The sequence below is a fragment of the Geodermatophilus sp. URMC 64 genome (assembly GCF_053502555.1).
Window position 1 is genome coordinate 509368 of the sequence record NZ_CP199955.1, and the last position, 12689, is coordinate 522056.

Here is a 12689-nt window from a genome sequence, read left to right on the forward strand (position 1 = left end):
GTGGGGCGTCAGGCCCGCTGCCGGACGACCCGGGCGATGTTCGGCACCGCACGCGGCACCTGCCGCCAGAGCGCCTTCTGCACGAGCAGCGTGGTGAGCGCGGCAGCGAGGATGCCGGCGAGGTTGATGCCCAGCTGGGCCGCGCCCTCGCCGATCTGGCGGGATTCCCCGAGGGCCAGACCCAGGGCGATCGCACCGGCGGCGGGCACCGTCGTCACCGAGATGAAGACGCCGACCAGCGCACCGCTCTTGGCCGAGGTCAGCGACAGCACCCCGGTGATCCCGGCGAGCACCGCGACGAGCAGCGACCAGCGGTCTGGCGCGGTGATGAACCCGGTCGCCGGCCGGTCGCCCGTGAGGTCGGCGACGGTGAACCAGCCCAGCGCCCGGCCGAGCAGTGCGAGCAGCGCCGTGACGCCGATGGCGACGGCGAAGCCGGTCACGCGGGTGCCCGCCGCGGTCCGGCCGACGGCCCGGCGACCGTGCACGATCGCCACGGCCAGGGCGGCGAGCGGACCGAACCCGGGCCCCAGCACCATCGCGCCGCGAGCATCGTGGCGATGGTGAGGAAGGCCAGGTAGGAGATCGAGAGGGTGGAGTCGGCGGCCGTCGTCCTGACCACCTGCTCCCACACGACGGCGTCCGAGCCGTCGCCGGGCGCGGCCTTCTCGGCCTCCTCCGCGGCGTGCGACACGGCGGCGTCGACGGACTCGATGGTGATGCCGCCGTCGCGGTCGACGCCGAGCTCGCGCAGCGCCGCGATCAGCTCGTCGGCGGACTCGCGGGCGACGTCGGCGAGGACGAGTTCCCCGGCCGGGTGCAGGCAGGCGCCCGGCAGGACTGCGACGTGCGCGGCGCCGCCGCGAGCCTGCGAGTGGCGGGGGGCCTTCCTCTACCGCGTGCCCGTTACCGTGACGGTGACCGCCGTGACCTCGCGCGCCGTCCCGTCGCCCGCGACCTCGAGCAGGGCCAGCTCGTGCGGGCCGTCGCCGGCCGGCGCGGCGACGACCAGGGTGGGGGAGAGGCACTGCCGCAGCTCGAGCGCCGGCCCGGCGGAGGTCTGCGTGTAGTCGACCGTGCTGCCGGCGTCGCCGCGCACGGGCTCGCCGTCCACGGTGACGACGTAGCGGGTGTCGTCGGGCCCGGTGAGCCGGAACCGCAGGGCGGTGCCGGCGGTCACCTGGCTGGAGGCCACGGAGATGCCCGGGGTGGCGCAGTCGGCGGTGATCGGGACGTCGTCCTCGCCGCCGGCCGCGACCGCGAGCCCGCCCATGACCGCGGCGACCACCGCGAGCAGGATCCAGTGCCGGCCGCGCCGCGGCCCCGTCCCGTCCGGGTCGTTGAGCGTGCGGACGTCGTTGATGTCGCGGGCCATCCGCAGCCGGTGGCGGCGGTTGGCGGCCTCCAGCTCGGGGTCCGAACGACCGCGGACGCCGCCGAAGATGAAGCTCATCGACCGGCCCCCGTGCAGGGGCCCGCTGGGAGCTTGCGAGCGGTGGGGGGCACGGGGGTCCTTTATCCGCCGTGCGCCGTGCCCGCCGACTCCGTGCCGGCGACGTCATCCGCCTTGTCGCCGACCTCGGCATCCTCCTCGGTGCCGGGCGCACCGGCCGGGGCCATCGAGCGCAGCAGGATCTGGCTGACGTCGAGCACCTCGACGTGCTCGCCGGCCTCCCCGGCCTGCCGCTTGAGGTTCACGGCGTCGCTCAGCATCGTGATGCAGAACGGGCAGGCGGTGGAGATGACGTCCGGGTCAAGCGCAAGCGCCTCCTCGGTGCGCTCGACGTTGATCCGCTTGCCGATCTTCTCCTCCATCCACATGCGCGCGCCGCCGGCACCGCAGCAGAAGCCGCGGTCCTTGCAGCGGTGCATCTCCTGGGTGGTGAGGCCGTCGACCGCGCCGAGGATCTCCCGCGGCGGCGTGTAGACCTTGTTGTGCCGACCCAGGAAGCACGGGTCGTGGTAGGTGATCTTGCGGTCCACCGGGGTGACCGGCGTGAGCCGCCCCTCCTCGACCAGCCTGCTCAGCAGCTGCGTGTGGTGCACGACCTCGTAGTCGCCGCCGAGCTGCGGGTACTCCCGGCCGAGCGAGTTGAAGCAGTGCGGGCAGGTGGTGACGATCTTGCGCATGCCCGGCACGCGGCCCTCGAAGACGCCGTTGAGGGTCTCGACGTTCTCCTGGGCGAGCATCTGGAAGACGAACTCGTTGCCCATGCGGCGGGCCGGGTCACCCGAGCAGGTCTCCCCGTCACCGAGGACGGCGAACTCGACGCCGGCCATGTTCAGCAGCGTGGCCACGGCCTTCGTCGTCCGCTTGGCGCGGTCGTCGATGGCGCCGGCGCAGCCGACCCAGAACAGGTACTCGATGTCGTAGTCGAGCGGGCCGTCGGCGACGGTGACCTCGAAGTCGAGCTCCTTCATCCAGTCGTTGCGGACGCTGGCCTGCACGCCCCAGGGGTTGCCGCGGTTCTCGAGGTTGCGCAGCATCACGCCGGCCTCGGAGGGGAAGTTCGACTCGATGAGCACCTGGTAGCGGCGCATGTCGTCGATGTGGTCGATGTGCTCGATGTCCACCGGGCACTGCTCGACGCAGGCGCCGCAGTTGGTGCAGCTCCACAGGACGTCGGGGTCGATGACCCCGCCCTCCTCGAGGGTGCCGACCAGCGGGCGGTGGTACTGCGCGTCGTTGGTGCCGGGGATGCGGGCGTAGCCCGACGCCCACACCTGCTCGTCGCTGGGCTCGAGGACCGAGTACTCGGAGAAGTCGGGGGCGTTGTCCGACGCCTTCTGCGCGCCGGTGAGGTACGGGGCCTTCGCGTAGAGGTGGTCGCGGAGGTCCATGATCACCATCTTCGGGCTGAGCGGCTTGCCCGTGTTCCACGCCGGGCACTGGCTCTGGCACCGCCCGCACTCGGTGCAGGTGGTGAAGTCGAGCATCCCCTTCCAGGTGAAATCCTCGATCTTGCCGCGACCGAAGATGTCGTCCTCGCCGGGATCCTCGAAGTCGATCGGCTTGCCACGGCTGGTCATCGCCGGCAGCGGGCCGAGCGCCGGGGCGTCGGCGGTGGGGTTGCGCTTGAAGTAGATGTTGAAGAACGCGCTGAACCGGTGCCACGCGACGCCGAAGTTGAGGATCCGCGAGATCACCACCAGCCAGATCAGCGAGACGACGACCTTGACGAAGGCGATGACGCTGACCAGGTCGGGATTGTCCGGGAACAGGTTGGCCAGCGCGCTGGAGATGGGGTGCTGCCAGGCCGCGGTCTCGGTCAGGCCGCTGGCGATGCTCGCCGCCCGGATGCTGAGGATGCAGATGCCGATGATGAGGACGACGGCCTCGACGAAGTAGCCGCGACCCTCGTTGGACCCGGCGAACCGGCTGGCGCGGCCCTGCCGGCGCGGGTGGTCCCGCTGCCGCCGGTAGATCAGGTAGAGGATGCCGACCACGGTGAGCGTGCCGATGACGTCGACGAACCAGTTCCACAGGAAGAACTCGCCGATCAGCGGCAGGTGGAAGCCGGGGTTCCAGACCTCACCGAAGGCCTGCACGAGGGTGAGGAACAGGCCGTAGAAGCCGACGAACACGAACCAGTGCGCGACGCCGATGGCCGACCACTTGAGCATCCGCGTGTGGCCGAGGCTCTCGATGAGCATCGCCTTGATCCGCTCGCCGAACGGGCCCTTGCGGGTGTCGTCCGGCTGGCCGATCTTGATGATCCGGATCATCGCCCGCACGGCCCGGGTGGCGTAGACCACCGCCACGATCAGGAAGAGGACGGCGATCGTCCCCAGGACGATCTGCAGCGGGCCGGTCATGGTTCTCCCTACTCCCCCGCGGACGCGGCACGGACGCCCCTGTCCGCACGCAGCGCACGATAGCTGGCCGCACCGAGACGCTACTCGCCAGTAACATCATGCGCTCCGCACACACCAATTCTCGATCCGCGCGGCCCGACCCGCGCGGCGGTTCTCCGCTGGAGCTCCCCGGCCACGATCAGCCGAGCTGATCCGGGGGGCTCCCAGCTCAGCGTGCACGGTGACCCAGCAACCGCTGCGCTGAGCTAGGACGGCCCTGTCCACAGATCTCCGTTCGCCCTGTCCCGGCCGCGGTCCTCGTCGCAAGGCTGACCGCATGCATCCTGACCTGCAGTCCGTCGCCGCGCGTCGCCTGGGGGTCTTCACCGCGCAGGAGGCGCGGCGCGCCGGGTACCGGTCCGACGAGATCGGCTCGGCGGTCCGCTCCCGCGCATGGCTGGCCCTGCGGCGCGGCGTCTACATCGAGGCCGCGCGGTGGGCTGGCGTCTCTGCGGACGTTCGCATGCGGCATCTGATCGATTGCGTTGCGGTGCTCGCGTGCCTCGGGGCGGGTCCGGTGGTGAGCCACGGGTCGGGCCGCGCGGTTTCACGAGCTCGTCCTGCCTCGACGGATCGAGGAGACTGTCCGGCTGACCGACGCGGTCCACTGGCGGACCGGGCGTGGGTACCGGGTCGCCCGGGCCACTCTCCCGCCGATCGACCTGGTCCGTGCGCGCGCCTTCACGGCCACAGGGATCGCGCGCACGCTGGTCGACTGTGCCCGGGAGTGGTCGCTCACCGACTCCGTCGTCGCGATCGACGCGGCGATCCAGGCGAAGAAAGTCACCCGCGCCGCATTGGAGCGCGCCGTTCTCGCCGCGAGCCACTGGGTGGGGATCGGGGCGGCCGGCCGCGCACTGAGCCTTGCCGACGGCCGCGCCGAGTCGCCGCTCGAGACGCGCGCCCGCTTGGCGATGCTCGCCGCCGGGTTGCCGCGTCCGGAACTGCAGGTGGAGATCCATGACTCGGCGGGGTTCGTGGGGCGGGTGGATGCCTGGTACGACGAGGCCGCCGTCGCGGTGGAGCTGGACGGGCGGATCAAGTACCTCGAGCCGCGGAACGGCAAGATGCCCGCCGAGGTGGCCTGGGACGAGAAGCGCCGCGAGGACCGCCTCCGCGAATTGGACATCCGCGTGCTCCGGCTGGTCGACGAGGACGTCGCCCAGGTGCGCCGCGACCTCGCCCCACGGCTGACGCGGCTGCTCGCGACTCCCTTCGGCGGCGTGCGCCGCTTCCGGGTCGTGCACACGGTCGAACACGGATCGGCCCCGGTCGAAGCCGCCTGACCGGCGCGGCGTCGCCGTCCTGGCTCGCCTCAGTTGCTCCTGGCTCACCTCCCAACGTGAGCCAGGACCCCTTGGGATCAGGCCAGCTGATCGTGGCCACGTCCGAACGAGAAATGTGCCGGGGGTGGGGAACACCGGGCGGAGGGCTGCCGTTAGGCTGGGCAGGAAAGTTGAGTGCACCAGGCGCAAGCTTGGTGGCACCGGCTACCGGAACAGATCCAGCACCACCCCAGCACAGGAAGAGAGGCCAGCTCCCATGGCTCGAGCGGTCGGTATCGACCTCGGCACCACCAACTCCGTCGTCACCGTCCTGGAGGGCGGGGAGCCGACGGTCATCGCGAACTCCGAGGGGTCGCGCACGACCCCGTCGGTCGTGGCCTTCGCCAAGAACGGCGAGGTCCTCGTCGGCCAGTCGGCCAAGAACCAGGCGGTCACCAACGTCGACCGCACCATCCGCAGCGTCAAGCGGCACATGGGCACCGACTGGAAGTCCCCGGAGATCGACGGCAAGCGGTACACGCCGCAGGAGATCAGCGCCCGCATCCTGCAGAAGCTCAAGCGGGACGCCGAGACCTACCTGGGCGAGCCGGTGACCGACGCCGTCATCACCGTCCCGGCCTACTTCGAGGACGCGCAGCGCCAGGCCACCAAGGAGGCCGGTGAGATCGCGGGCCTCAACGTCCTGCGCATCGTCAACGAGCCGACCGCGGCCGCGCTGGCCTACGGCCTGGACAAGGGCGAGACCGAGCAGACGATCCTCGTCTTCGACCTCGGCGGCGGCACCTTCGACGTCTCCCTGCTGGAGATCGGCGAGGGCGTCATCGAGGTGAAGGCCACCGCCGGTGACAACCACCTCGGCGGCGACGACTGGGACGAGCGGATCGTCACCCATCTGGTGAAGACGTTCAACGCCTCCAACGGCATCGACCTGTCCAAGGACAAGCTGGCCATGCAGCGCCTGCGCGAGTCCGCGGAGAAGGCCAAGATCGAGCTGTCGGGCGCGCAGTCGACCAACATCAACCTGCCCTACATCACCGCAGGCGCCGAGGGTCCGCTGCACCTCGACGTCACGATCTCCCGGGCCGAGTTCCAGCGCATGACCCAGGACCTGCTCGAGCGCACCCGTGCGCCGTTCAACCAGGTCATCCGGGACGCCGGCATCTCCGTCGGCCAGATCGACCACGTCGTCCTCGTCGGTGGCTCGACCCGCATGCCGGCCGTCACCGACCTGGTCCGCGAACTGACCGGCGGCAAGGAGCCCAACAAGGGCGTCAACCCGGACGAGGTCGTCGCCGTGGGCGCCGCCCTGCAGGCCGGCGTCCTCAAGGGCGAGGTCAAGGACGTCCTGCTGCTCGACGTCACCCCGCTGTCCCTGGGCATCGAGACCAAGGGCGGGATCATGACCAAGCTCATCGAGCGCAACACCACGATCCCGACCAAGCGCTCCGAGATCTTCACGACGGCCGACGACAACCAGCCGTCCGTGCAGATCCAGGTGTTCCAGGGCGAGCGCGAGATGGCGGCCTACAACAAGAAGCTCGGCATGTTCGAGCTGACCGGGCTGCCGCCGGCGCCGCGCGGCGTGCCGCAGATCGAGGTCGCCTTCGACATCGACGCCAACGGCATCGTGCACGTCACCGCGAAGGACCTGGGCACGGGCAAGGAGCAGTCGATGACCATCACCGGCGGCTCGGCCCTCCCCAAGGAGGACATCGAGCGGATGATGAAGGACGCCGAGGCGCACGCCGAGGAGGACAAGCGCCGCCGCGAGGAGGCCGAGACCCGCAACCTGGCCGAGTCGCTGCAGTACCAGACCGAGAAGTTCCTCGCGGAGAACGGCGAGAAGATCCCCGCCGACAAGAAGGAGGAGCTCGGCGAGGCCCTGACCGAGCTGCGCTCCGCTCTCGGCGGCTCGGACATCAACGCCATCAAGGCCGCGCAGGAGAAGGTCGCGCGGGTCTCGCAGGAGGTCGGCGGGGCGCTCTACGCCCAGCAGGCCGAGGCGGGCGCCGCGGGCGCCGGTGCCGGCGCGGGAACCCCGGGTGACGACGCCACGTCGGGTACGACGAGCGGCAGCGACGACGACGTCGTCGACGCCGAGATCGTGGACGACGAGGACACCGACCGCCGATGAGTGCACCGCAGGGAGGCGAGGAGCCGCGGGTCGTCATCCGCGACAAGCGGCGCATCGACCCGACCAGCGGCGAGGTGCGGGCGCCGGCCGGCGAGCAGCCGGCCGGTGCCCCCTCCGGCCCAGCGCGAGGGGAGCAGATGAGCGAGCAGGAGACGCCGGTGGCCACGGAGGCCACGGCGCGGACGGGGGACGGCGACCTGGCCACGCAGCTGGCCGAGCGGACCGAGGACCTGCAGCGGGTCACCGCCGAGTACGCCAACTACCGGCGGCGGGTCGACCGCGACCGCTCGCTGGTCGCCGACCAGGCCGCGGAGCGGTTCGCCGCGCAGCTGTTCCCGATCGTCGACGACATCGAGCGGGCCCGCGACCACGGTGACCTCACCGGCGCCTTCAAGGTGGTCGCCGACCGTGTTCTCGGCGTCCTCGAGGGGCTCGGCGTGACGGCGTTCGGCCAGGCCGGCGACCCGTTCGACCCGTCGGTGCACGAGGCGGTCATGCACGACACTTCGGCCGAGGTCGCCGTCCCGACGGCGACGACGGTGCTGCGGCAGGGCTTCCGCCGCGGGGACCGCGTGCTGCGCACGGCGATGGTCGCCGTCACCGACCCGGAGACGCCGGCACCCGCGGCGGAGCAGGGCCCGGCCGACCCCACCGGCGCAGCCGCATCCGACTGAGCAGGAGAGGGGGCGTCCGATGAGCACCCGGGACTTCATCGAGAAGGACTACTACGCCGCGCTGGGCGTCCCGAAGGACGCTGACGCCGCCGCGATCAAGAAGGCCTACCGCAAGCTGGCCCGCGACCTGCACCCGGACAAGAACCCGAACAACGCCGAGGCCGAGGCCCGCTTCAAGGACGTCTCCGAGGCCTACGACGTGCTCTCCGACGAGAAGCGGCGCGCCGAGTACGACGAGGCGCGCCGCCTCTTCGGGGCCGGCGCCGGCGGGGCGGGGGGCTTCCCCGGCGGGTTCGGGAGCACCGGCGGCGGCGGCTTCCCCGGCGGCGGGCAGCCGTTCGACCTCGGCGACCTGCTGGGGCAGGCCGGCGGCGGCCGGGCCGGCGGTCTCGGCGACCTGTTCGGCGGCCTGTTCGGCGGTGGGGGCGGCGCCCGCGCCCGCAGCCAGGCGGCGTCCGGGCCGGCCCGCGGCCAGGACGTCGAGACCGAGGCGACCCTCTCCTTCGAGGAGGCGGTCCTCGGGGTCACCGTGCCGCTGCGGATGCAGAGCCCGGGCTCCTGCCCGACCTGCGCCGGCACCGGCGCGAGGCCGGGCACGAGCCCGCACACCTGCCCGGTGTGCCAGGGGGCCGGGGTCACCAGCCGCAGCCAGGGGGCGTTCGCGTTCTCCGAGCCGTGCCGCAACTGCCGCGGCACCGGCTCGGTGATCGACGACCCGTGCCCGACCTGCGCCGGCAGCGGCATCACCACGCAGACCCGCACGATCACCGTCCGCATCCCGGCCGGGGTCAAGGACGGCCAGCGCATCCGGCTGCCCGGCAAGGGCGCGCCCGGTCGCCGCGGCGGGCCGGCGGGTGACCTGTTCGTCGTCGTCCACGTGGCCGACCACGAGCTTTTCGGCCGCAAGGGCGACGACCTGACGCTGACCGTGCCGGTCAGCTTCGCCGAGGCGACCCTGGGCACCACGCTCACGGTCCCGACCCTCGACGGCAGCGTCTCGCTCAAGGTGCCGCCGGGCACCTCCAGCGGCCGCACGCTGCGGGTCCGCGGCCGGGGCGTGCCCGGCAAGGGCCGCGCCGGCGACCTGCTGGTCACGATCGACGTCGCCGTCCCGGCCAAGCTGAGCGCGGCCCAGCGCAAGGCGGTCGAGGCGCTGGCCGAGGAGTTCCACGAGGACCCGCGCCCGCAGATCACCGCCGCCGTCCGGAGCGGGGGCCCGCGATGAGCGCGCCGACCGACCGGCAGCCGCAGGACGCGGCGCGGGCCGTGGCCGAGGACGCGCCCGTGTTCGTCATCTCGGTCGCCGCCGAGCTGGCGGGCATGCACGCCCAGACGCTGCGCCAGTACGACCGGCTCGGTCTGGTCCGCCCCGGGCGCACGCCCGGGGGCGGCCGCCGCTACAGCCCGCGCGACGTCGCCCTCCTGCGCGAGGTCCAGCGGCTCTCCCAGGAGGACGGCGTCAACCTCGCCGGGATCAAGCGGATCATCGAGCTGGAGTCGCGGGTGGACGCGCTGCAGGCCCGTGTGCACGAGCTCCTCGAGGATCTGGAGCTCTCCGAGCAGCGCCGGATGGCCGCCGAGGCCGCCCTGGCCGCGGGCTACGGATACGGCGGTGACCTCGTTCCCATGCGACCCTCGACGTCAGCCCTTGTCGTCTGGCGCCCACGGGAGGACCGGTGACCGACACCGACGAGGACACCCACCAGGCCTTCGTGCGGCTCGAGCGGGAGATCGGGCTGCTGCTGCGGCGGTCGCGGGCGATCTCCGCCCGGCTGGCCGCCGAGGTGCACCCGGACCTGGACGGCGCGGCCTACGGGCTGCTCGCCCTGCTCCAGGACGCCGGCCCGCTGCGGGCCAGCGACCTGGTCGCCCGCCTCGGGCTGGACAAGAGCACGGTGAGCCGGCAGGTCTCGGCGCTGGTCAGCCTCGGCCTGGTGGATCGGGCGGCCGATCCGGAGGACGGGCGCGCCCAGGTGCTCTCGCCGTCCCCCGAGGGGGCCGCGCGCATGGCGAAGATCCGCGACGCGCGCCGTGCCCGGTGGGAGGCCGACCTGGCCCACTGGCCGCCGAACGACGTCGCCACGCTCGGCGAGCTGCTGGGCCGGCTCAACCGGCTCGGCGAGGCGCGCGAGGCGCAGGACGGCTCGTAGGGCGGGCGCCGCTCAGGGCACCATCCAGCCGAGCACCGGAGTCGCCTGGAGCACGACGAGCAGGCACATCAGGGCCAGCAGCGCCAGGCTCCAGCCGAACACCTTGCGGAACAGGTCACCCTCCCGGCCGGCCATCCCCACCGCCGCCGCCGCGATGGCCAGGTTCTGCGGGCTGACCATCTTCCCCAGCACGCCGCCGGAGGAGTTCGCCGCGGCGAGCAGCAGCTCGTCCAGCCCCGCACCGGCCGCCGTCTGCACCTGCAGCGCGCCGAACAGGGCGTTCGACGAGGTGTCGGAGCCGGTGACCGCCACCCCGATCCAGCCGAGGATGGGGGAGAGGACCGTGAAGAACGACCCGGTCTGGGCCAGTGCCGCGCCGAGCGTGGAGGTCTGACCGGACTGGTTCATGACGTAGGCCAGTGCCAGCACGGCCATGACCGTGACGATGGCCCACCGCAGCTCGTGGTAGGTGCGCCCGTAGACCCGCAGCGCGCGCCCGGGGGAGATCCGCAGCACGATCGCGGTGAGGATGCCGGAGATGATCATCAGCGTGCCGGCCGCCGCCAGCCAGTTGAACGTGAAGGTCGTCGACGCCAGCGGCTCGTCCGAGCCGGGCGCGGCCACGTGCAGCCCCGGCCACGCGAAGGCGTAGCTCCACGGCTTCTCGGCCAGCGCCGACTTCACCGGGCCCAGGTTCGCCAGCGCGAAGACCACGATGATGATCCCGTAGGGCGCGTACGCCTTGACCACCTCGGCGCGGGTGTCCGGCACCACCGGCTCGTCGGCCGGCGCGCCCGCGTCCCCGCCGGCCGGCCGGCCGCCCCGCCCCGGCGGCCCGGCGATCGCCGCCGCCGGCTCGGCGACCGGTCGCCGAGTGCGCACGATCAGGACGACGGCCGCGGCGGAGACCAGCGAGGCGATGATGTCGGTGAGCGGCACGGAGACGTAGTTCGCGGCGACGAACTGGGCCAGGCCGAAGGTGACGCCGGCGATCAGCGCGGGCACCCACGTCTCGCGGAGCCCCCGCCGTCCGTCGACCACGAGCACCAGCACCAAAGGCACGACCGCCGCCAGGATCGGCGTCTGCCGGCCGACCATCGAGCCGAGCGTGTCGACGTCGAGGCGCGGGTCGCCGCTGACGCCCGAGGTCACGGTCGCGAGCGTCACGATCGGCGTCGCGAGGGCGCCGAAGGCCACCGGGGCGGTGTTGGCGATGAGCGACACCGCGGCCGCCTTCATCGGCTGGAAGCCCAGGGCCATGAGCATGACGACGGTGATCGCGACGGGCGTCCCGAACCCGGCCAGCGCCTCCAGCAGCGCGCCGAAGCAGAAGGCCACGATGACGGCCTGGATCCGGGTGTCCGGGCTCACCTTCTCGAACGACCGGCGCAGGACGTCGAAGTGCCCGGTCTCGACCGTGAGGTTGTAGACCCAGATCGCGTTGATGACGATCCACAGGATCGGGAAGAACCCGAAGGCCGCGCCCTCCGTGGCCGACAGCAACGCCTGCCCCACCGGCATGGTGAAGGCGACGACCGCGACGAGGATCGCGGCCAGCAGCGAGATCACCCCCGCCAGCCAGGCCTTGACCTTGAGGACGCCCAGCAGCACGAAGAGCGTGACGAGCGGGATGGCGGCGACGAGGGCGGACAATCCCAGCGACCCGGCTACCGGGTCCTGCACCTGCTCGAACATTCGGCTTCCCCTTGTCTCGGGAGGGTGACGGCCGGATCAGGCGGCGGCGGGACCGGCCGGCACTGCCGGCGATCCGCCGTCGGGTTGCCGGTGCGGCGGGGGAGGAGCACGAGGCCTGTCACGTGCACGGCGTCGTCCCGGCTCTGCCGCAGGCCGGTCGTCTCCGGCCCGCGCATCTCCTCGACCGTGCCCATCCCGGCTCCTCGGCGAGTTCCCGCGGTACGCGTGCGAATAGTTGCTGCTTTCCAAGCACGACGGAAGTGGTCTCCGGCGGAAACCGGTGACCCCGGTCATGTGACGGCACGCGGAACACGCTGGGCAAGCGATAGGTTGTTTACAGCAACCAACCTGATATATGGTTGTGCTCTGCATCCACCGCTCGCCCGAGGACGTTCCCATGCCCGTCACGCCCGCCACCTGTGAGCGGATCACCGCGATCCTGTCCCAGCTCGTGCGCGCCGGCCGCCATCTGAGCAGCCGGGTCGCGGGCCAGCTCTACGGCGACCTGCCGTCGTTCGGCTGGGCTCTCCTCGTGCCGCTGGAGCGCGAGGGGGAGCAGCGGCTGAGCGTGCTCGCCGCCCGCGTGGGCGTGGACCTCTCGGTGGTCAGCCGCCAGGTGGCCGCGCTCGAGCGCGCCGGCCACGTGGAGCGCCGTCCCGACCCGTACGACGGGCGGGCGAGCCTGATCGCCCTGACGCCGGCCGGCCGGGCCGCGCTGGCCGCGACCCGCGCCGAGCGCACCCACTGGGCCGCCGGCGCGCTCGCCGCATGGGACGAGCGGGACGCCGCTCGGCTCGGCGAGCTGCTCGAGCGGCTCCTCACCGACATCGAGGCGGCGACGCCGCCCGTTCCGGCCCCGATCGCCGGCTGACACCTCGTTTCGCACCACTGATCA

Annotated in this window: 12 protein-coding genes; 7 read left to right on the forward strand and 5 right to left on the reverse strand. The window is 72.4% G+C overall.

What is annotated here, in order from left to right:
* Positions 1 to 8: 8 nt before the first annotated feature.
* From ACWIYF_RS02500 to ACWIYF_RS02515, 4 genes are all read right to left on the reverse strand, one after another.
* A complete protein-coding gene (locus ACWIYF_RS02500) occupies positions 9 to 488 on the reverse strand; it encodes a DUF389 domain-containing protein (protein WP_448626542.1) in 480 nt (159 codons plus the stop codon).
* On the reverse strand, positions 440 to 694 hold the full coding sequence (locus ACWIYF_RS02505; RefSeq protein ID WP_448626543.1) for a hypothetical protein: 255 nt from the start codon (positions 692 to 694) through the stop codon (positions 440 to 442). Before ACWIYF_RS02505 ends, ACWIYF_RS02500 begins: the two co-directional genes overlap by 49 nt.
* A gap of 198 nt (positions 695 to 892) precedes the next feature.
* On the reverse strand, positions 893 to 1453 hold the full coding sequence (locus ACWIYF_RS02510) for a hypothetical protein (RefSeq protein ID WP_448626544.1): 561 nt from the start codon (positions 1451 to 1453) through the stop codon (positions 893 to 895).
* A gap of 62 nt (positions 1454 to 1515) precedes the next feature.
* Positions 1516 to 3816, reverse strand: a complete 2301-nt coding sequence (locus tag ACWIYF_RS02515) for a (Fe-S)-binding protein (protein WP_448626545.1) — start codon at positions 3814 to 3816, stop codon at positions 1516 to 1518.
* A gap of 836 nt (positions 3817 to 4652) precedes the next feature.
* On the opposite strand from ACWIYF_RS02515, the gene ACWIYF_RS02520 reads away from it, so the two are divergent.
* The 6 genes from ACWIYF_RS02520 (at position 4653) to ACWIYF_RS02545 (ending at position 10099) form a co-directional block, all read left to right on the forward strand.
* Entirely contained in the window at positions 4653 to 5141 is a 489-nt protein-coding gene (locus tag ACWIYF_RS02520; RefSeq protein ID WP_448626546.1) for a hypothetical protein, read from the forward strand.
* Positions 5142 to 5397: 256 nt separating this feature from the next.
* Positions 5398 to 7275 carry a molecular chaperone DnaK gene (gene dnaK, locus ACWIYF_RS02525; RefSeq protein WP_448626547.1) on the forward strand — a complete coding sequence of 626 codons (1878 nt, stop codon included), beginning with the start codon at positions 5398 to 5400 and terminating at the stop codon, positions 7273 to 7275.
* Positions 7272 to 7949 (forward strand): nucleotide exchange factor GrpE, encoded by a 678-nt coding sequence (grpE, locus tag ACWIYF_RS02530; RefSeq protein ID WP_448626548.1) that lies wholly within the window; start codon positions 7272 to 7274, stop codon positions 7947 to 7949. The genes dnaK and grpE overlap by 4 nt, the downstream gene beginning before the upstream one ends.
* Positions 7950 to 7968: 19 nt before the next feature.
* Positions 7969 to 9174: a molecular chaperone DnaJ gene (gene dnaJ / locus ACWIYF_RS02535; RefSeq protein ID WP_448626549.1), complete on the forward strand. Its 1206-nt coding sequence runs from the start codon at positions 7969 to 7971 to the stop codon at positions 9172 to 9174.
* On the forward strand, positions 9171 to 9629 hold the full coding sequence (locus ACWIYF_RS02540; protein ID WP_448626550.1) for a heat shock protein transcriptional repressor HspR: 459 nt from the start codon (positions 9171 to 9173) through the stop codon (positions 9627 to 9629). Before dnaJ ends, ACWIYF_RS02540 begins: the two co-directional genes overlap by 4 nt.
* The gene (locus tag ACWIYF_RS02545; RefSeq protein WP_448626551.1) at positions 9626 to 10099 is read left to right on the forward strand and encodes a MarR family winged helix-turn-helix transcriptional regulator; all 474 of its coding nucleotides are present in this window, start codon (positions 9626 to 9628) and stop codon (positions 10097 to 10099) included. The genes ACWIYF_RS02540 and ACWIYF_RS02545 overlap by 4 nt, the downstream gene beginning before the upstream one ends.
* Positions 10100 to 10111: 12 nt before the next feature.
* Here the strand turns inward: ACWIYF_RS02545 and ACWIYF_RS02550 are convergent, their stop codons facing one another.
* Complete coding sequence (locus ACWIYF_RS02550; protein WP_448626552.1) at positions 10112 to 11794, reverse strand: L-lactate permease; 1683 nt, start codon at positions 11792 to 11794, stop codon at positions 10112 to 10114.
* A 397-nt stretch (positions 11795 to 12191) separates the two neighbouring features.
* Between ACWIYF_RS02550 and ACWIYF_RS02555 the strand changes: the two genes are divergently transcribed.
* Positions 12192 to 12665 carry a MarR family winged helix-turn-helix transcriptional regulator gene (locus tag ACWIYF_RS02555; protein WP_448626553.1) on the forward strand — a complete coding sequence of 158 codons (474 nt, stop codon included), beginning with the start codon at positions 12192 to 12194 and terminating at the stop codon, positions 12663 to 12665.
* Positions 12666 to 12689 lie beyond the last annotated feature (24 nt).

What these genes read in the sequence shown, in the direction of transcription:
- ACWIYF_RS02510 (WP_448626544.1), bottom strand. Translation starts at nt 1,453, where the DNA reads ATGAGCTTCATCTTCGGCGGCGTCCGCGGTCGTTCGGACCCCGAGCTG.
- ACWIYF_RS02515 (WP_448626545.1), bottom strand. Translation starts at nt 3,816, where the DNA reads ATGACCGGCCCGCTGCAGATCGTCCTGGGGACGATCGCCGTCCTCTTC.
- dnaK (WP_448626547.1), top strand. Translation starts at nt 5,398, where the DNA reads ATGGCTCGAGCGGTCGGTATCGACCTCGGCACCACCAACTCCGTCGTC.
- grpE (WP_448626548.1), top strand. Translation starts at nt 7,272, where the DNA reads ATGAGTGCACCGCAGGGAGGCGAGGAGCCGCGGGTCGTCATCCGCGAC.
- dnaJ (WP_448626549.1), top strand. Translation starts at nt 7,969, where the DNA reads ATGAGCACCCGGGACTTCATCGAGAAGGACTACTACGCCGCGCTGGGC.
- ACWIYF_RS02540 (WP_448626550.1), top strand. Translation starts at nt 9,171, where the DNA reads ATGAGCGCGCCGACCGACCGGCAGCCGCAGGACGCGGCGCGGGCCGTG.
- ACWIYF_RS02550 (WP_448626552.1), bottom strand. Translation starts at nt 11,794, where the DNA reads ATGTTCGAGCAGGTGCAGGACCCGGTAGCCGGGTCGCTGGGATTGTCC.
- ACWIYF_RS02555 (WP_448626553.1), top strand. Translation starts at nt 12,192, where the DNA reads ATGCCCGTCACGCCCGCCACCTGTGAGCGGATCACCGCGATCCTGTCC.